This window comes from Dyadobacter bucti (genome assembly GCF_005869225.1).
GTDB classification, from domain to species: Bacteria; Bacteroidota; Bacteroidia; order Cytophagales; family Spirosomataceae; genus Dyadobacter; species Dyadobacter bucti.
Map to the genome: position 1 here is coordinate 87,090 of NZ_SWFP01000007.1, position 19,638 is coordinate 106,727.

At 45.7% G+C, this 19,638-nt stretch carries 10 protein-coding genes; 6 read left to right on the plus strand and 4 right to left on the minus strand.

What is annotated here, in order from left to right:
• Positions 1–472: 472 nt before the first annotated feature.
• The 3 genes from FBF61_RS22095 to FBF61_RS22100 form a co-directional block, all read right to left on the minus strand.
• On the minus strand, positions 473–6,331 hold the full coding sequence (locus FBF61_RS22095; protein WP_166444586.1) for an OmpL47-type beta-barrel domain-containing protein: 5,859 nt from the start codon (positions 6,329–6,331) through the stop codon (positions 473–475).
• Between the two features lie 627 nt (positions 6,332–6,958).
• Positions 6,959–7,084, minus strand: coding sequence for a hypothetical protein (locus FBF61_RS35295; protein WP_262712826.1), 126 nt, complete (start codon positions 7,082–7,084; stop codon positions 6,959–6,961).
• A 485-nt stretch (positions 7,085–7,569) separates the two neighbouring features.
• Positions 7,570–8,058 carry a hypothetical protein gene (locus FBF61_RS22100; protein ID WP_138481467.1) on the minus strand — a complete coding sequence of 163 codons (489 nt, stop codon included), beginning with the start codon at positions 8,056–8,058 and terminating at the stop codon, positions 7,570–7,572.
• Between the two features lie 235 nt (positions 8,059–8,293).
• Between FBF61_RS22100 and FBF61_RS22105 the strand changes: the two genes are divergently transcribed.
• Positions 8,294–8,605, plus strand: coding sequence for a hypothetical protein (locus FBF61_RS22105; RefSeq protein ID WP_138481469.1), 312 nt, complete (start codon positions 8,294–8,296; stop codon positions 8,603–8,605).
• Positions 8,606–8,831: 226 nt separating this feature from the next.
• Positions 8,832–9,689, plus strand: a complete 858-nt coding sequence (gene rfbD, locus FBF61_RS22110) for a dTDP-4-dehydrorhamnose reductase (RefSeq protein ID WP_138481471.1) — start codon at positions 8,832–8,834, stop codon at positions 9,687–9,689.
• A 7-nt stretch (positions 9,690–9,696) separates the two neighbouring features.
• Here rfbD and FBF61_RS22115 read toward each other — a convergent pair whose 3' ends face one another.
• Positions 9,697–11,454, minus strand: a complete 1,758-nt coding sequence (locus tag FBF61_RS22115; RefSeq protein WP_229215173.1) for an alpha-L-rhamnosidase-related protein — start codon at positions 11,452–11,454, stop codon at positions 9,697–9,699.
• A 336-nt stretch (positions 11,455–11,790) separates the two neighbouring features.
• Here FBF61_RS22115 and FBF61_RS22120 point away from each other — a divergent pair, with 336 nt between their 5' ends.
• From FBF61_RS22120 to FBF61_RS22135, 4 genes are all read left to right on the plus strand, one after another.
• Positions 11,791–13,494 carry a sodium:solute symporter family protein gene (locus FBF61_RS22120; RefSeq protein WP_138481473.1) on the plus strand — a complete coding sequence of 568 codons (1,704 nt, stop codon included), beginning with the start codon at positions 11,791–11,793 and terminating at the stop codon, positions 13,492–13,494.
• 429 nt (positions 13,495–13,923) lie between these two features.
• Positions 13,924–15,285, plus strand: a complete 1,362-nt coding sequence (locus FBF61_RS22125) for a TolC family protein (protein WP_138481475.1) — start codon at positions 13,924–13,926, stop codon at positions 15,283–15,285.
• A 56-nt stretch (positions 15,286–15,341) separates the two neighbouring features.
• On the plus strand, positions 15,342–16,433 hold the full coding sequence (locus FBF61_RS22130; protein ID WP_374756629.1) for an efflux RND transporter periplasmic adaptor subunit: 1,092 nt from the start codon (positions 15,342–15,344) through the stop codon (positions 16,431–16,433).
• Between the two features lie 39 nt (positions 16,434–16,472).
• Positions 16,473–19,634, plus strand: a complete 3,162-nt coding sequence (locus FBF61_RS22135; RefSeq protein WP_138481479.1) for an efflux RND transporter permease subunit — start codon at positions 16,473–16,475, stop codon at positions 19,632–19,634.
• Positions 19,635–19,638 lie beyond the last annotated feature (4 nt).

Consider the following 19,638-nt stretch of genomic DNA (forward strand, 5'->3'; position numbering starts at 1 on the left):
ATATAATTTTAACCTACCTTCGAAAATGATTCCGCCTGAAACTTTTTTCTCCAAAGTGTTGGAAAAAAGCGGCATTTTATCCACAGAATTTCGCTGCTCCTGAAATATAAATAATGTGAGTATTCTTATTTTCGTTTAGGTCGATGGCAATGCCGATTATCTGTCCGGACCATTTTAATAATATACAACTTTATATCAGTCAGACACTTCCGACTATAACCGACTTAATCAGGATCCTTATTCTTTTGTAAAATCCGCTTTATTCAAAATATTCCGACAGTCGGAAGAAGTTTTTAAAATTCACACACATTATTGTACAAAATTTATGCCAGTTACAATTCCGGATCGTCAATATCTAATTGTACAAAAGCATGTTTCTGCCTCGATTCGAACTAAAACTACAACTGGCCAGAACATGCCTTTTCAGCAGACCCTGGCCAGTGTGAACTTACCCTGAATGTATAATTGATGATCAGTTATTAACCACTTTTACAAATTTGAAGCCGGATAAGTAAACAACTCTTACAATGAAGCTTTGGATGTTTTTTTCCTTGTTTCCGATCTGCATCAGGAACTTCCCCTCTCTGTCGGTCACCGCACTGACAGACTTTACGATTCGCCCGTTCATATCATAAACATAAACTGTTATGGGTTCCTGCCGGTTGAAATTTTCAAGCTGCACAGAAATCTGGTTACCGAAACTTGGATTGGGAAAAACGTTCAGTAAACGGTCATCCGCGTCATTAACAAGTTTGTTTAAGTCTGTTGGTAATGCAGCACTCATGTCCACTTCTTTTCTTGTATTGTCCATGCCAGTTATCACCAGCTTGGCACGGGAAGACCGGCCTGCAAAGGCAGATGCAAATACCTTAAATGTGATCGAACTGTCTTTCTCCAGCTTGATCGGTTCTGCCTCAGACGGCAACTGAAAATCTGCAATTGTAAAATCGGCGGTATTCGGCCCCGAAATATCAATGTTCTTTATGCGCAAAGTTCCCCCGCCTTTGTTGGTCATGGTGATCTCATATTGTTTGTGTGATGCATTGGCGTCAGGTTCGGTGCTGGTAGTGACGACCCTGAGTTCAGGAGCTGGTTCAACCTGCTGATGCGCCCGCAACAAAGTGATTTGAGACGTGAGGTTTGGACTGTCATTCCAATTGTATTCTACCACATACAAATTACCACTCGCTACGTCTTCGACAATGTCCAGGGGATTTCCAAAACCTGACATTCCAATCAGTCCGTTATTTCCTGATCCGGTTGTAACTTTAATGATATCATAAACAGCATCATCAGTCGGATTGGAAGTGTTCACTTTTGAACCCGGCTCCATCACTGCGATGTCGCCTCCTCCTGAAAACCGGCAAACCAGGATTTTGCCCTTCAGTATTCCGTTAAAGGTGTTGCTTTTGTATTCAAGCACACCATTGGGGGAGTTGTTCAATCCGAAATTATACCCGATGCGGTAATTAGCATCCGGCCCGACCGACGGCAAGTACAAAGGATTATCGGTAAAGCCCCTGTTCAGCACATATTCTCCTCTCAGCGGGTTGGGATGTCCGAAGTAGCCAATCGGCTTGTTCGGATTGACACGGAACAGCCAGTCGCTCTGTACCTTGATGCTATTGGTAGCGGGAATTTCAGGCCCGGAGTAAAAGGTACCGTCGGGTCTTCTGGTACCCGCTACGGACGCGGGTGAATTGCCTCCCCCGCCCGATCCGTTGGTGGGTACATATAGCTGCCCGTTGGAGTGCCAGAGCAGATCATACGCATTCCGTACTCCGGAAGCATAAATTGTCAATGGCGATGCGCTGCCGTAAGGATTATAAGTACCGTCACTCATTTTCGCTGCAACAGCCGGCGCAGCATTGATAATAGCCTGGTTCGCTGTCGTCTGAACATCCAACGGCAGAGTAATTCCATTGAGTTTACCCAGATCAAGTCTTAAAATTGCGCCTGCAAGCAAGCTTTCATCTCTTTGCCAGTCGCCGTCATAGGATCCTGCCGAACTGTTACTTCCCTGCGACATGTAAAGTGCCTGATCAGGCCCGAAAGTCAGACTGTTAACAAGATGATCTCTTTTCGATCTCGGCAGCTTGGTAACGATCAATTGCTCCGTCTGCAGGCTGTCGCCCTGCAACCTCGAGATATTACCATCAAATGCCGGTGCGGCAGAAAGTCCCGGCGATGAATGTGAAACATAGGCAATAACATTCGTTGGCGTAGAGCCGGGATCAAAAGCCAGCCCTATGGCGGAACGCAGACCATATCTGTTCACTATTGTGTTAATCACTTTGGCACCGGACAACATTCCATCGCTGTGGTTTATCTGGTACCGTTCGATAACACCATCCAGCCGTAGCGCATAAAACTTCCCGTCCGGTCCGATTACAACGGAACAGTATTTTTTATTCTGCGTACCCGGTATAGGGACTTTGGCAAACTGTGCATTCAGGATATTCGTGGAATCCACCTTGGCTGCGGCGGTCGAAAAAGTAGCTTCATAAGGCGAGAAACCAGCGTTGGCATAGGATTTCACTCCCGACGTAATTATAAATTTATAAACAGTATTTGGTTCCAGGCTGCTGGAAGGGGAAAAGCTGATAACATCCCCCCCGCCTGTTCCCTGAACCACGCCCTCTACTGCAGTAGAAACGTTGTCCACTATTTTCAGAAGCCTTACGGTAGTACTGGTGATGGTACTGTTGTTCACGCCGCCCTGAACTCCCGGTACTACGGGAATATGTAAATTATTCGCGGCTATGCTCACCGTGCTTAAGGAAACTTTAGTCGCTCCATTGGCAGGACTGGATGCGATAACGTAAGGTTTCGAACCATCAACGACGTTCAGCTGAACTTCATGCACTGCACTGGTGAACTGTCCGGAAGTGGCGGTGAGCGTTACTTTATACATGCCGACCGGCAAACTTCTGGCGCCGGTAAAGTCAAAACTGACATTGGGCTGCGAGCCGCTGACCGAAGGATTGAACCCCAGCCAACCTGTCGCTCCATCACCGTAAACTGCTGTGATGGTATAAGGGGCTGACGTACTGTTTGAATTACCCAGAACAACCTGGAATGCGCTTGTTCCGGAACCATTTTTATCAATGATTATATTGGAGGTCTTCGATGCCCAGTACAAATATTGGCTGAGGGAAACCGGGGTAATGCTTGCAAAATTGATCTTGGTGTTGGTTCCTCCGTCCGCATTGATCGTTAAAAGCTCATCCGCTACATTTACCCGGACGGTGGCGAACTTAAACCTGGTGATCGTACCTTTGGCACCACTCGGTACAAAGCCACTGATAGCATTCACCCCTTCCACATTGATGTAATGAATTTCAGGGGAAGAGTTCAAAAACGCATCGCCTGCCGCCAACGCTACGTCGTAGCTTCCGTTCGGCACTTTTAATTCCCAATACCCTTCCGTTTTTACACCTGCCCAGGAAGTCGTGATATGATTGGCTTGCATGTGCATCAGCGTGGCAAGAGAAACGTCGTCGGGCATGTCACGGTTGCGACCATTGGTAGAAAGGTCAAGCAAACTTCCGTCCGACCTTTTTTTCCACCCGTATTTCAGGCCCGCTCCCTGGTAAACGCCAGTCCGGAGACCAAAGGGTTGCCCGTAATCCTTTACGTAGCTGAGCGGCGGAACTGTGGGAGCATCCTGAAAATTAACATTAACAGCCTGAGCATGCAGAGGTTCAACTACGTGCAGGTCGATGAGCATTGTCGCGGACTCGTAGCCGGCTGCACTACCTGTTACAAGGGCCTGATAATACCCGGCTTCCACATTTGAATTTATATTTTGCGGGCCAAATTGAAGTGTGGTTGATGAATTTCCAGGCAATGTAAGCCAGCTCGCCTCAGTTTTTGACAGAACGAACGCAGTAGGCGGGGTTGCAACCACATTCACCGATTGGGTTTCAACCGGCTTTCCTTTTAATACCGTAAAACTCAGTTTGGGTACCGAAAATGCCAGTGTCTTAGTTGTACTTGTACTGACAATGCTGAAAGTATAAGGAGAGGTAGTTGTTTCGTTATTGTTGGCATCGGAGGCTTTTACTCTTACGTTGTGGTTGCCCTGAACCTGAACTTTAAATGGAACGGTGTAGTTTACAAAAGCTCCGTTATTCAATGAATACTGCAATTTACTCAACCCGGAACCTCCGGCATCGGTTGCTGTCATATAGATCTGTACTTCATTTTTATAAGTGCTGCCGGATTGTATTTCACCTTCGAGCCTGGCGGTTGCCACGGGTGCCACAGCGTCACTTACAGGAGTAGTTTGCCGGAATGTCAGGAAATTCATTTTGGTAGCTCTACCACCTGTGGCGTCAATGGTGAGCTTGCCATCGGTTACCTGAACAGTCGAGGTAGCGGTACGGAACTTATTCTGCTCGGACGGCATAAAATCGCTGATCGTAGGCAGGCCTTCCACATTGATCTGATGATTACTGCTGTAATATCTGTTATCGCCCGCACTTACCGTAACGGTATACAATCCGTTTGGAACAATGTGCTCCCAAAAACCCGGGTCGGTGTTCTCAGAAGTGGCTTGCATTTGCACCAGCGATAGTTGTTTCAGGTCCCCGCCACCGGTCCTTAACCGCATATTACCACTGTAATCTGACGGCTGCTGGCTGATGGCGCTAAGCCACCCGAATTTACGCACCGCGTTGAAAGGAGACCCCGTATCGGCCGTATACGTTGCAGGCACCGGTGTTCCGGTGGGCTGAAAGCTGATCCTAACATTCAGGATCGGAGGCTGAATTGTAAAAACATACGGGTTTGTGATGGTCTCGTTATTGTTTGCGTCCGCTGCTTTTACTTTGAGATTGTAGTCACCAGCTGTTTGCAATGTAAAAGGTGCAGTGTAGTTGATATAAGCCCCATTGTTGATTGAATATTGTAACCTGGCCAGGCCCGATCCGCCTGCGTCCGTTGCAGTGATACTTATTTCCGCTTTTTCATCGTAAACATTGGGTGACCTGAGCGTGCCGGAAATCCGCGCGCTGGCCACAGGCGCGACCGCGTCATTCACAGGCCCCGCCTGCGCAATCGTGACATAATTCATCTTAGTATTGGAACCTCCCGTCGCATGGAGCGTCAGCTTTCCATCGTTAACCTGAACGGTTGCAGTTGCGACTCGGAACTTGTTCTGCTCAGAAGGCGCAAAATCACTGATCGTTGGTAAACCTTCGACGTTGATCTGGTGGACGCTGTTATAGTAATTATTATCGCCCGCACTTACAGTAACCGTATACAATCCATTCGGCACTATATGTTCCCACGCGCCTGGTGCAGTATTTTCCGAGGACGCCTGCATCTGCACAAGTGAAAGTTGTCTGGCGTCACCTGCCCCGCTTCTTAGCCGCGTATTACCACTGTAATCCGAAGGTGTCTGAGTCGTAGCATTTATCCACCCGAATTTCCGGGTTGCGTCATAGGGTAAACCGTTGTCTGACGTATAACCTGCCGGAGACGCGGACGAGCCGGGGCGGAAATTGATTTTAATCGGCTCGGCAAGAACGGGCGCGGCAGTAAGATCGATGGCCGCAAAATCATCAAAACTGAAATTTACCGCCGAAGCCCCGTTACGATAAGTAGCATAAACCCCTGCGTAAACATTACCCTGCACTAATCCGGTACCCGAGATATTCAGTCTCGGAACCGTATACAATGCTCCTGTGCTTGAATAGGTAACGCCATCGATGGAATAAAATCCCTCAGCTGTATTAGTTGCAGAGTCGATGATCATGCGCAGCCTCACTGTTTTTGTGGAAAGTCCATCTATAGTTCCTGTCCTTCTCTGATCAGGGTTACCGAGACCAGTGGTGGCAGATGAAATATCATTCTGCTCTTTCCGAAGCTCTACCTTATTACCAGAAATACCCAGCTTGATAAACGTCTTATCGTTGAGCCCGTAATAGAGTCCGGCCTGCTGGGATTCAGCTCCGTTAAAAGGATTTACTACCTTTACTTCGAGCTGAAGTTTTTTAGCCGTTTTAATGCTTGTCCCCAGTACATTCAGTTGGTTATTGTTGGTTTGGAAGTCAATCCCTTTGTTTGCAAGAATATTCAGTCTCCCACCGCTCAAAGTAATTCTCGACGGTTCGTAGCCAGGTACGCTTGCCACCGATGGTGCACCATCCGCAGCTGTCCGGTTTCCCGAGTAAGTATTGACAGTGGTGAAACCTGTACCGTTTCCATTCTTATCTGCAATTGTGCCTGCAACAGGCGCCTCGAACGATAAATTGAATGGGAGATTAACCCTGATATTCTCGCATGGCATTGTACTGACCGGCGCGCAGCCACTAAGAGGCTTCATTTCAAAATTCAAACCAAGCGATTCCAGCGCGTGAGCCTTGCTTACACCTGGGCCCGGTTCGGCATATCCTAAGCTATTCCATATGCACAGAGTAATGAAGAAAAATAATGTGTTACGAGGCAAGAGGTATAGAGGATGGCACTCAAAATAGTAATTCTTTTTCATAGCTAAGCAAGTTGAATATGTGATGAACAGGAACGTCATTAATTATTCATCAGAGGGTTATTCATATTTAACAGCCGTGGAACTATCGGCTCCAAGGGTGAGCAGGTACAGTCACATACGACCACCCGTGCACAATAGATTTACTTTTTCGACATACAAATTTCCCCGCTGAAAAAAATCAGCATTTGCAAATCATAGTGTCAGAGCAGCGGTTACTTTTTCATTTCTGAAAGAGCTCGGGAAATTGTTTATTAATGAAGGTGCGATACATGATCTTTTAAATCAAGATGATCGGACTTCCTGCAAAGACTCCGTTCAAACCCTGGAATTAAACCTGATTTGAACTCTGGACAAATTGACTAATTATGGTTGGGTTAGATCACGTCGTATAGTACAATATCCCTTCTGAATATTGTACTATATGATCATATCGTTAATTGTAAAACAAATTTGCATAATTTTTCAGCGAATAGCATGTAATTCAGCAGTAAAGCGGACAAATTTAACCGCAAAACGTTCATATTCAATATTAAGGCGGGCATACAAAACAGTTTGCAGGCCTTTTGGGCCAAGTTTTTCCCCTAACATTTTTTCCCCGGATTTAGGCAACAAAACTATTCAGCGTATACTGATATCTTTCCCGGATTTTACCTGTGGTGCTACAACAAATCCTCCATGCAAAAGGATAATATCCTGCATATCATAGACTTTTACGCAGAAACAAAAATTTGGCAGCTGATTAGGCAAGAGATACTAATTTATCATCCGAATAGTAATTTTAATACCCGAAGGATAAAATTAAACAACGTCAGAAATGAGGCCGTCTAAGTGATTTAAATAGTACAATTCCGAGATTGTACATACTTGACTGAAAAGCAAATAAGTTTATTTCGCACTGGTTTACAGTGCATTATACAACACAATGAGAAGCTGGCGTGAAGCTGGATTATGGAAGATCACAACTGGTGTGGGGAATCATTCAATTACAGGTAAAAGAACGGTAAATAATATACGCAAACAAATTCGGAAATTGCTATTTATCACCAGTCTTATGCTAAGTCAGCGTGTCTCAGCTATAAGCTGGCTGTCCGAATTTTCATTTGTCTAAAAGCCTGAGCCGTTGTCATCATTCTATTCCTGGCTGGTGAAGGGCCCACAATTCCCTGCGTGTAATACGGCCAACTTGTCATCAAGCCTTGAACCATTACATATCGAACCGACTCGCCAATACTTTTACTGTAATAAAGGTCGCGGCCGCATTCCATACGAATCACTCTTCCTGATTTAGACCTTGCAAATATAGCCCATTCCGCAGGTTCTGTTTCCGCCGTTAAATAAGTGGCAAATTCTCCTTTCGGTTGCATTTCCTTAACTTTGGTGAGATGTATCCTTTCCGGCTTGTAAAATTTCTCAACAATAACACCTGAATGCCGGATCGCGCTGCCGCCAACGATATCGATAAGAAAAAATACCAGGGCACCAACTATAAAAACCGGTGGGATCAGCCAGAATATTTTGCTGTGGGCTACTGATGGTGTGCGTATGTTGTAGGTTTCGTTCATATTTCTTTTTATTTTAGAATAACATTTCCCTCATTAATAAGACTTTATAAATAATAAGTATAGTGCAGACAGTTCAAAATTATCCCGCTACGTATAGCATCTCGAAAATCCGGAAAATCACTCTCAGGCTTTCAATCGCGATAAATTTCGAGAAACTGTTGAAACGATTTCATTTTCTATTGGGTTGCTCTTAAAAGGTTATTAACTTGAATTTTGAGAACATAGACGACTGAATATGAATATTTTAAAAATTTATATTAAAGTTCCAACAGACGAATACCCCCTCAAGAGTATGAAACAAAGATTTACTGTTCTTAGACACCCCTTGATTTCAGGATTACTCATTGGTGCTATCGGCGGCACGATTGGAACTTTGATTTATAATGCAATTAAAAACACAAAATTCTGGTCGCGTTTTGACTCCGCATTCGATTTTGGACTTAGACTTTTGAACCGCTCCTATCAAACTCCTTTATACATTGTCGTTTTATTGCTGATTGGTTTTCTGATTTCGTTTGTCTTTGTCAGGCGAACATCCAAACCCTGACCCAACCGGGCACTTTCACGAATACATTTTTTAACTCACGCACGTGGAACAGTTCTTCGTGTCATATTTCTTGTACTCACATCTTTTAGCACCTAACAAAAATCTACAATTATTTCGTAATAAAGAAGACTTAATAGCAAATTAGTTGATTTTTATAAATGAATAAATTCTACAAGCAAGAATTATTCATTTTCTATCTTTGCGCCTTACGTAGATTCACCATCAGATGAAAGTTGTAGTTTTAGGGGCCTCGGGCCAGTTGGGAAGTTGTTTAAAAAAAGTATCAGCGGAAAGGGAATTTCTTGACATCTCTTTTCCTTCCGAAAACGAAGGGAATATTCTTGATCCTGAATTACTTGAAAAATTGTTTGCCCGTGAGCAGCCCGAATTCGTCATCAACTGCGCCGCTTATACCGCAGTAGATAAAGCAGAGGATGAGCAGGATATCTGCCGGAAAGTGAACCGGGACGGCGCAGCTTATATTGCATCAGCCTGCGCCAGCCACAACGCAACACTGGTTCATATCTCTACGGATTTTGTTTTCAAAGGAAATGTGCCTCAGCTACTGAGCGAAACAGACCCGACAGACCCTGAAAATATTTATGGGGTTACCAAACTGGAAGGTGAAGAAGCTATCAAAGGAATACTTTCGCGCTACTTCACCATACGTACCAGCTGGCTGTACTCGGAGTTTGGCAACAATTTTGTTAAAACCATGCTGCGCCTGGGTAAAGAACGCGAACAGTTGGGCGTGATCGCAGACCAGACCGGATCACCGACCTATGCCATCGACCTTGCCGGCGTTATTTTCGACATCATTGAGTCAGGAAGCGAGTCTTACGGGGTGTATCATTACAGCAATGAAGGTGTTACTTCCTGGTACGATTTCGCAAAGGCAACATTCGATATCAGTAAAACCAGCGTCAAAGTCAACCCCGTCAAGAGCTCCGAATATGTCACAAAAGCTGTAAGACCGGCATATTCTGTAATGGATAAATCTAAAATTAAAAATACATTTTCCGTAGCTATCCCCTACTGGCGCGACAGCCTGGAAATTTGTATTCAGCGCCTGCAACCGGAATAATCCGGTATCAACGTAAAATTTTCACTCCTTTCGGCACATCGATATTCGATTTGATGCTGCCGTCTGCCTGTTTTTCATGCCTGATTTTCACCACACCCAACGGTGTGGGATAGGTACCTTCAACCCATTGGAGGTCGCCCAGATTAGGCTGTATACGGATTGTTTTGCACCCCGCCTCAACCACACTTACACCCAAAACATGCTCCGTAAGCCAGGAAGTGGGGCCGGAAGCCCACCCGTGGCAAAGGCTGTGCCGTAGATTTTTATAGCAATAAGCACCAAAGTCTCCATGGATATCATCTTTTCCCTCCGGAACAAGCTCGGTGATCGGTGCTGCGTTTTTCGTCCATTCCAGATCAAAATCTTCCCAGAAAGTAGTAGCGCCCATATCCAGCATACTGCCCCAGTAATTACGGATGCAGCTGAGGGCGCCCTCGTAATCCTTTGCTTTGGCCTTCGCCTGTAACATGTAATATCCATAGAAGGTCGAAAACCGCTCACACTCTCCTTTTGAGATCACATCTTCATTCGCTTTCTCTGCAGGGACCAACCCCGACAGCGCAAGTAATGCCGCAGCCTGTTTAGAATCGTTTGCATCCGGTACATATAGTTTTAGCTGGTTCGCTACCGACTTACATTTTGCAGCCTGACCCGGTTCATCAAGTATCGTACAAAGCTCGGCTCCTGCCTCGAGGGTCATCACCATCATCGCATGCAGACCGGCATGTATCCCCTTGGGATTTTCACTGGACGGCCAGTCAAGAAACCGGGTCCCGTCCAGATTTTCTTTGTTGTCTTTGGTTTTCTCCATCAAAAGATCCAGCAAGCCAACCAGATATTTCTGCTGCTGACGCAGGTACGCTAAGTCTCCCTGGTTTTTGTAGAGATCACGGTGAATCAGTACCCACCACATCGAATACGCACTGATCCCGTTCATCCATCCTGGCAATGGTGTAATGTCACGGGCCTGGTCAAGGCTTTTCGCTACTACCTCATTTTTCCCGAAAACCGTATTGATTGTCATCACTTCCGGGTGCATATCTCCAACCCACACCAGCCGGTCGCGCTTGATCCCGTCCCATAGGTATTCCTGCATATTGAGGTGAACGGTATATGCACCGGTATTCCAGATCTGGTTGAGACGATCGTCGTTACTTTTAAATGATCCGAGATATGGGATATCCCTGTACTCAAAAACGGCACTGGCCTCCTTAAGCTGCAATTCCCTGTTGACATCCACCAAATCTATCCTCACGAACCTGAACCCGGAATTCCCTACCTGCATCACACCCAGCCATGGAACCTCGATCGTGAAGTCTCTCATAGCATGGTCATTCGTCGCTCCGTGTATTGTATCAATGTCCGACATTGCCTCGCTTACTGACTCCCCAAACCTGATCCTTACCCGGATCGGTTTCTGATTAGCAGGCTGGTCGGTTACAAGCTGAATACCTCCCTGAATTTCTTTTCCAAAGTCAAGGAGTATACCGGGCTTCACATCATCTGTGCTGATCAACTTACAAAAATTTTTATGGACCAGATCGGCCTGACCAGTCCCCGGCCTCAGCAAATTCTGGGGGTCAATTACGTTGTTCCCATTCTTGTCCGACATCCAGACGATCCGTTTTGGCGTAAGATATTGCCTAACCCGCGAATCCTGTCGCGCTTCAAAGCTATTGTCAAAAACCGGCGGAAGTTTTTGAGCATCAGCGCTGTTAAACATCACAACATAGAGGAGAGCAAGCAGGGCAAGACATTTTTTCACAACAAAGAGTTTAGGTAAATCAATCGTAATATTTTTTGAAAATAATTGATTAAAATTCAACTAACTAGCCTGCAGTATCCTGTTTTATATCCGCCTGCTTTTTATTTTATGCTAAAACAAACTAAAAACCGTTCTATTTTTGCTGGTGGTACAATACCCGTATATTTCTGAATAAATCCCTAAACTCTGGCTGCCCATGAATATCAGACCAACTGAGTCGGAAGACCGTGACGGTTTACCACCTTTTGTAACCAGCTGGAAGCAATTATACGGATTACTCATCGGCACACTCGTGCTCTTAATTGCCCTCTTTTATTTATTCATGACCCATTTTCAATGAACTACCTTGACTGGATTGTACTTTCACTTACCCTGATTTTTGTAGTTGTATATGGCATTTTCCGGAGCAGGGAAAAGCACACCATGAACTCATTTTTACTGGCAAACCAGTCTCTTCCATGGTACCATGTGACTTTGTCACTCATGGCTACCCAGGCCAGCGCCATCACTTTTTTATCCGCCCCGGGTCAGGCTTACACAGACGGTATGCGCTTCGTGCAATTCTATTTTGGGTTGCCTCTTGCCATGGTGGTACTCTGTATCACTTTTGTTCCTAAATTTCACAAGCTCAAAATATTTACGGCCTACGAGTTTCTGGAAGGGCGTTTTGATCTCCGAACACGCGGACTTACTGCCTTTTTATTCTTGCTCCAGCGAGGGTTGTCGACCGGGCTTTCGATCTACGCCCCTTCATTGATCCTATCAGCAATACTGGGCTGGGACATTACCTGGACAAACATCATTTCGGGAGGTATTGTGATGATGTATACAATTGCCGGGGGGTCGAGGGCAGTTTCACATACACATTTACAACAAATGGCTATCATCACGGTCGGTATGGTAGTAGCAGGCATCATGGTCGTCAAGTTTTTGCCCGAGGATGTCTCTTTCACCGACGCACTCCATGTGGCAGGTAAGATGGGCAAGGTAAACCTCATAGATTTTACATTTGACCTCAATAGCCGGTATAACGTATGGTCCGGACTGATAGGCGGGTTCTTTTTACAGCTATCCTATTTTGGAACAGACCAATCGCAGGTAGGGCGATTCCTTACCGGCAGTTCCGAAGGTCAAAGCCGGCTCGGACTGGCCATGAACGGCCTCTTAAAGATCCCTATGCAGTTTCTGATCCTGCTGGTCGGTGTCCTCGTTTTCGCGTTTTATCAGTTCACGAACCCACCGCTGTTTTTTAATCAGACTGCCGTGGACAAAATCAAAACCACGCAATATGCCAAAGCGTATACGGATCTTGAGAAAAAACATGATCAAATCCAGGCGGGCAAACATCAACACGTAATGGCGCTGACGCAGGCTGTTAAGGCAGACAATAAAGCAGCCATCGAAAATTCAAGGGTGATACTGGGCAATATCGAAACAGATGTAAAAGCTGTTAGGAAAGAAGCCGAAACATTACTCTCGAAGGCAAACGGAAGTGAAGTAAATGATGTAAACTATATATTTCTTCGCTTTGTAATTGATTACCTGCCGGTAGGAATGGTTGGCTTACTCATTGCTGTGATTCTCCTGGCATCGATGGGTTCTGTGGCAGCAGCATATAACTCACTGGCCTCCTGCACAATAGTGGATATTTATAAAAGAATCCTACGGAAAGATAGGGAGACAGAAAATTATGTCGCAGCCTCCAGATGGGCAACTTTTTTCTGGGGTGTTTTCTGCATCTGTGTTGCCCAGTATGCCTCACGCCTCGGCAGCATGATCGAAGCGGTGAACATCCTTGGGTCTCTTTTTTACGGCGTAATTCTCGGAATTTTCCTGGTCGCTTTCTACTTTAAGAACATTGGCAGCAGGGCCGTCTTCTGGGGTAGCCTGCTAGGGGAAGTGTTTGTGATCATCAGTTATATGTATGATCTCACTGCTTTCCTGTGGCTTAATCTGATCGGCTGCACACTCGTGATCACATTCGCCTGGATGATAGAAGCAATCTGGCCCGAAGACAAGCTCAGACCGCAGGCCAGCTAAGCCTTTTTCCTACAGTTTTTCCTAAAACTTTTTAATGATTGTAGCTCTCCCGGACTGTGATGATCCGGACAGAACCATATTTCATTACGATTCTTCTTGCAAAATAGATTATTCTAAGAAAGTATAACACAGAGCAGGTATTTTCATGATTTACATGAAACTATTCTTTCACATAAATCCTTAGTAAGTACAATCGGTGATGATGGGCCAGTAACGTTTATAATTACTATGTCACCGATGGAAACAAAATAATACTTAAACCTTTACATGTAATGAATTTGTCAACCAATCCTGTCCAGCCCTCACCATTCTCCAGGCACCTTCCTTCAGACAGCTGAAATACAAACATTTAAACCAATTCGGTTACATCGACGCCTTATAACCTCAGGGTTATTTTCATTCTCCACTCAAAATAAAAATTATAACTACATGAAGTATTGGTCTAAGCCACAAAAAACAATGCGTTTAGCGCTTAGCTCGGCTTTCTTATTATTGAATTCTTTTTGTCCTATTTTCTCGCAGGCCATTCAGGAAAGTACAAACAATGCACCACTCCTGGAACAGGCCACCCTGGAAAATGTCGTACAGTATGCAATAAAAAACCAGCCGGTCGTTCAACAATCGATTATCGACGAGCGCATAACAGAAAACCAGGTACGCAGCAAGCTCGCCGACTGGTATCCGCAGATCAATTTTAACTACAATCTGCAGCACAATTTCATAGTGCAAACCAGTATCATAGCAGGGAACCCTGTGAAGCTGGGCGTGAGCAACATCTCGGCTGCACAATTCACTTTGTCCCAGCAGATCTTTAACCGGGATGTCCTTCTCGCAAATCGGACAAAAAGTGACGTATTGCTGCAAGCCAGCCAGAATACATCCGCCAACAAAACGGATATTGCTGTGAATGTTTCCAAGGCATTTTATGATGTACTGGCCACCACCCAGCAGATTGATGTTGCCCAGGAGGACATTGTCAGGCTAGAAAGAAGCTTGAAAGATGCCGAGAACCAATATAAATCAGGCATCGCGGATAAAATAGATTTCAAACGTGCCACAATTTCTCTGAACAATACCAGGGCCAATAAGAAAAGTAACGAGGAAATCCTGAAAGCCAAGCTAGAATACCTGAAGGCCCTGATGGGTTATCCGGTCGGCAAAGAACTACAGATCAGCTATGATACCCTGCAGATGGAACGAGAGATTTTGCTGGACACCAATCAGAATGTTGATCTTACTTCCCGGATCGAATACCAGTTGTTAAGTACCCAGAAAAAGCTGTTGGAAGCAAATTTGCAGTATAACAAGTGGAGTTATTTGCCTAATGTATCACTGAACGGCGCCTACAACCTGAATTTCCAAAACAACCAGTTCTCAGAGCTGTATGGCCGCAATTACCCTAATTCATTCGGCCTGGTGACTCTTTCGCTTCCCTTGTACCAGGGCGGAAGAAGAAAAGCCAATACCAGAACCGCCGAGTGGCAGATCAAAAGGCTTGACTGGGACATCAAAGGCCTGCAAACCAATGTGAATTCGGAATATGCTTCGGCATTGGCCAATTACAAGGGTAACCTCACGAATCTTTTAGCACAAAAAGAAAATGTGGACCTCGCCAGGGAAGTCTATGATGTGATCCAGTTGCAGTACAAGTCCGGTATCAAAACATACCTGGAAGTGGTAACCTCTGAAACTGATCTGCGTCTGGCCAGAATCAATTACTACAATTCATTGTACCAGGTACTGGCGAGCAAAATAGATGTACAAAAGGCTTTGGGCCAAATGAATTATTGATCCTGTCCACCTCTTTTTTGATTTATAAATACATTGATGATATGTTTTTAAATATTATGAAATATAGCTCTTTTGCTTTGCTTACATTTATCCTGGCTTCTTGCGGGGATAAAAATCAGCAACAACAACCTACTCAGCCACAAGCGGTTCCGGTAACGCTTGTCGACGTTAAATCAGCTGACGCTGCTTATCATGACGAATACCCTGGGACTGTGGTTTCCCTGAACCAAATCGAGCTTCGGCCACAGGTGACAGGCTTTGTAACCGGTGTACATTTTACGGACGGAGCAAGAGTACGCAAAGGACAGCTTCTGTACTCTATCGATGCCCAGTTGTATACTGCGAACTATGATCAGGCGGTAGCAAACCTGAATGTACAGGAGGCGAATCTGGTGAAAGCACAGAAAGACGCTGACCGGTACCATGAACTTGAAAAGAACGACGCGGTCGCAAAACAGCTTGTCGACAATGCAGACGCAGCACTGGAAGTAGCAAAAAGGCAAGCAGAAGCTGCAAAAGCAAATATTCAGGCGGTTCAGACCAGCGTGCGCTACACCAAAGTTCTTGCACCTTTTGATGGTATAATCGGGATTTCGGCAGTGAAGACAGGTGCAGCCGTCTCGGCCGGCCAGACAGTTTTGAATACGGTATCTACGGACGGTCAGCTCGCTGTGGATTTCAATGTTGACCAGTCTGAGATTTACAGGTTCACCAATCTGATGAAGAACCACAAACCCGCCGACTCTACTTTTACCCTTAAGTTCGGAAATGACGTGTATCCGGCAAGCGGCAAAGTTGCCCTGATCGACCGTGCAGTGGATCCCCAAACCGGGACTATCAAAACCCGCCTTGTTTTTCCTAACCAGGACAATCGGCTGCGTGCGGGTATGAGCGGGAAAGTGAGGGTTCTCAATAATACGTCCGCTAAATCCATAGTAATTCCCTATAAAGCCGTCACGGAACAGCTTGGCGAATTCTTCGTCTATGTTGCGGGCGACAGTAGTAAAGTGAGCCAGCGCAGAGTTGTGCTGGGAAAGCCCCTTGGTGCTAACATTATCGTTAAAGAAGGGCTGAAAGAAGGAGAAAAAATTGCCGTGGAAGGTGTTCAGAACCTGAGAGAAGGCGCGGTTATCAAAGAAGGTAAATAATAATTTCCTCCTTTTACTATTCATAACAACCCGTAAAAAATGATTGCAGATATTTTCATTAAGAGACCGGTCACAGCAATTGTTGCTTCTATTGTGCTGGTTCTTGTGGGCTTGATTGCCCTTACCACATTACCCGTTGCCCAATATCCCGATGTAACACCGCCCACGGTGACCATCACAGGTAACTTTACCGGGGCCGATGCGCAGACGGTGGAGCAGACCACTACTACACCGATTGAAACGCAGATCAACGGTACACCTGGTATGACTTATATGTCGAGCAACAGTACCAGTAGCGGACAAAGTAGCATTAACGTTACTTTTGACGTTGGAACGGATGTGAATATAGCGGCACTTGATGTTCAGAACCGCGTAAGTGTAGCGGAACCAACATTGCCCGATGCTGTTAAAAGGCTTGGATTGACCGTGAGAAAACGGCAGCCAAGTATTATGATCGCGCTTGCGCTTTATTCCCCGAACGGGACGCATGATTCTCAGTTTATCGGTAACTATGCCAATATCTACCTGAAAGATGCTTTACAGCGTGTAAAAGGTGTTGGAGACATTATATCACGGGCCGATGACTTCGGTATGCGGATCTGGCTTGACCCGGACAAGCTTGCCAATCTACGCATGACGCCTTCGGATGTTTCAGCTGCACTGGCGGAACAAAACCTTCAGGTAGCGGCTGGTACTGTCGGTGGAAACCCCCAGCCAACTGCACAGAGCTTCGAGTACAGTGTACTGACGAACAGCCGGTTAAATACCAAAGAACAGTTCGAAGATATTATCGTGCGGGCCTCTCCCGCTGACGGAAGCGTGGTTTACCTGCGTGATGTTGCGCGTGTGGAGCTTGGGAAATTTGATTACGGTATCAATGCTTTCGTAAGCGGAAAACCTGCTGCTTTCGTACTGATCTATCAAGCGCCCGGCGCCAATGCGCTGGATACTTACGAAGGTGTGATCAAGGCCCTGGCGGAAATGAAGAAAACCTTTCCTAAAGACATTGACTACGTAATCCCAACGGAAACTGCGACAGTTGTAAAGGTTTCTATTGAGGAAGTACTTCACACTTTTGCGGAAGCTATGATCCTGGTGGTAATTGTTGTGTTCCTGTTTTTACAGAACTGGCGCGCTACCCTGATCCCGATCCTGGCTATTCCTGTTTCCCTGATCGGTACATTTATCTTCTTTATCCCGTTCGGTTTCACCGTGAATACGCTTACACTTTTCGCATTTGTACTCGCGATCGGTATTGTGGTCGATGATGCCATTGTGGTGGTAGAAGCAGTCCAGCATTACATTGATGAAAAGAAAATGTCGCCAAAAGATGCTACTATCCAGGCGATGAAAGATATTTCCGGGCCTGTAATTGCCATTGCACTGATCCTGGCAGCTGTATTCGTGCCGGTTAGTTTTGTTCCTGGTATTGTGGGAAGATTATACCAGCAGTTTGCAATCACCATCGCTGTTTCGGTTCTCTTGTCAGCATTTGTTGCGCTTTCCCTGACACCTGCTTTATGTTCGATCATGCTCCGCCCATCGAAGGGTGAAGCTGATAAAAAGAACTGGCTTGAAAAGTTCTTCGACCGGTTTAACCGCTGGTTTGAGAAAGTTTCCCATTCGTATACCCGCGGGGTTTCCAAATGGATCAAGGCAACTCCATTGGTACTCGTTATGATGGTTTGCCTGTTTGTTGGACTATTCTTTTTGTTTAAAAACAAACCTTCCGGATTCATTCCTGTTGAGGATGAGGGACGTCTTTTTGTAACTTATGAAATGCAGGAAGCAACTTCGACAACCAGGAATGTTGAGATGATCAAAGATATTATGCAACGCGTGTCATCTATTCCCGAGGTTCGTGTAGTGGGTGGTTTGGCCGGACTTAACATCATCAGCTTTTCCAACAAATCCAATGTCGGTACTATGTTTGTCAACTTGCAACCCTGGGCTGACAGAAAGGGCGCAGAACACCACGTGCAGGCAGTGATCAAAGAAATTCAGAAACGTACGGCAGACATTAAGGAAGCCCGCGTACTGGCTATTGCGCCGCCTGCCATTCCCGGTCTTGGGTCAACCTCAGGTTTTACTTTCCAGCTGCAACAATCGACCAGTACCGATAATATTCAGCAGTTTGAAACGGTAACGCGTAATTTCCTTGCCGCCGTAAACAAGCGTCCTGAAATTGCGATGGCTTATACTTTCTTCAATGCAAGGACACCTAGCTACCAGATTGACGTGGATCGTGACAAAACCAAAAAACTTGGAGTACAGGTTTCAGATGTTTTCAGTTCGCTATCGACATTACTGGGAAGTAGCTATGTAAATGACTTCAACCTTTACGGACGGAACTTCCGTGTGATGATACAGGCCGACAGCAGCTTCCGGTCGTCGCTCGACAAGATTGAAAAGTTCTATGTCCGCAACCGGGAAGGCAATATGATCCCGCTCAGCACGCTGGTGACTTCCAAAGTGGTGGAGAACCCAGCATTGATTTCACATTATAACATTTATCGTTCTGTAGAAATCAATGGTACTCCGAAACCAGGTTTCAGTAGTGGTCAGGCAATTACAGCCCTTCGCGAAGTGGCGCAAACCCTGCCGGCCGGTTACAGCTATGAGTTTTCTGGTATGAGTAGTGAAGAGATCAAGGCGGGAGACAGTACAACCACGATTTTTGCAATCTCCATTGTATTTGTATTCTTATTCCTGGCTGCATTGTACGAAAGCTGGTCAATTCCGTTTTCGGTTCTTTTTGCAGTACCTATCGGTGCATTCGGATCGATCCTTACGCTGACATTCCTGCCCAATTTGTCTAACAACATCTATGCACAGATCGGCTTAATCACACTGATCGGTCTGGCAGCGAAAAATGCGATCCTGATCGTGGAGTTCGCCAAGGAACGCGTCGACGGCGGAATGGAACTGGTACAAGCCACGCTCGAAGCCGTACAGCTCAGGTTAAGGCCAATTATCATGACCTCCCTGGCATTTATCCTGGGTGTACTTCCGCTAGCCTTCGCAAGCGGCGCTGCGGCGGAATCGAGGAAAACGATCGGGTGGACGGTATTTGGGGGTATGCTGGCTGCTACGTCTCTGGCCATATTTGTAGTGCCCGTTCTTTTTGTGGCAATTGAAAAAATTGCAATGGGCAAAAAACAGAAGGAAAATCCAGAAACGCCGGGGCCAACGTTGGCATAGATAT

Coding starts and splice junctions, on each gene's coding strand:
- FBF61_RS22095 (WP_166444586.1), bottom strand. CDS start 6,331: ATGAAGCCTCTTAGTGGCTGCGCGCCGGTCAGTACAATGCCATGCGAG.
- FBF61_RS22125 (WP_138481475.1), top strand. CDS start 13,924: ATGAAGTATTGGTCTAAGCCACAAAAAACAATGCGTTTAGCGCTTAGC.
- rfbD (WP_138481471.1), top strand. CDS start 8,832: ATGAAAGTTGTAGTTTTAGGGGCCTCGGGCCAGTTGGGAAGTTGTTTA.
- FBF61_RS22130 (WP_374756629.1), top strand. CDS start 15,342: ATGAAATATAGCTCTTTTGCTTTGCTTACATTTATCCTGGCTTCTTGC.
- FBF61_RS22120 (WP_138481473.1), top strand. CDS start 11,791: ATGAACTACCTTGACTGGATTGTACTTTCACTTACCCTGATTTTTGTA.
- FBF61_RS22135 (WP_138481479.1), top strand. CDS start 16,473: ATGATTGCAGATATTTTCATTAAGAGACCGGTCACAGCAATTGTTGCT.
- FBF61_RS35295 (WP_262712826.1), bottom strand. CDS start 7,084: ATGTTAGGGGAAAAACTTGGCCCAAAAGGCCTGCAAACTGTTTTGTAT.
- FBF61_RS22100 (WP_138481467.1), bottom strand. CDS start 8,058: ATGAACGAAACCTACAACATACGCACACCATCAGTAGCCCACAGCAAA.
- FBF61_RS22105 (WP_138481469.1), top strand. CDS start 8,294: ATGAATATTTTAAAAATTTATATTAAAGTTCCAACAGACGAATACCCC.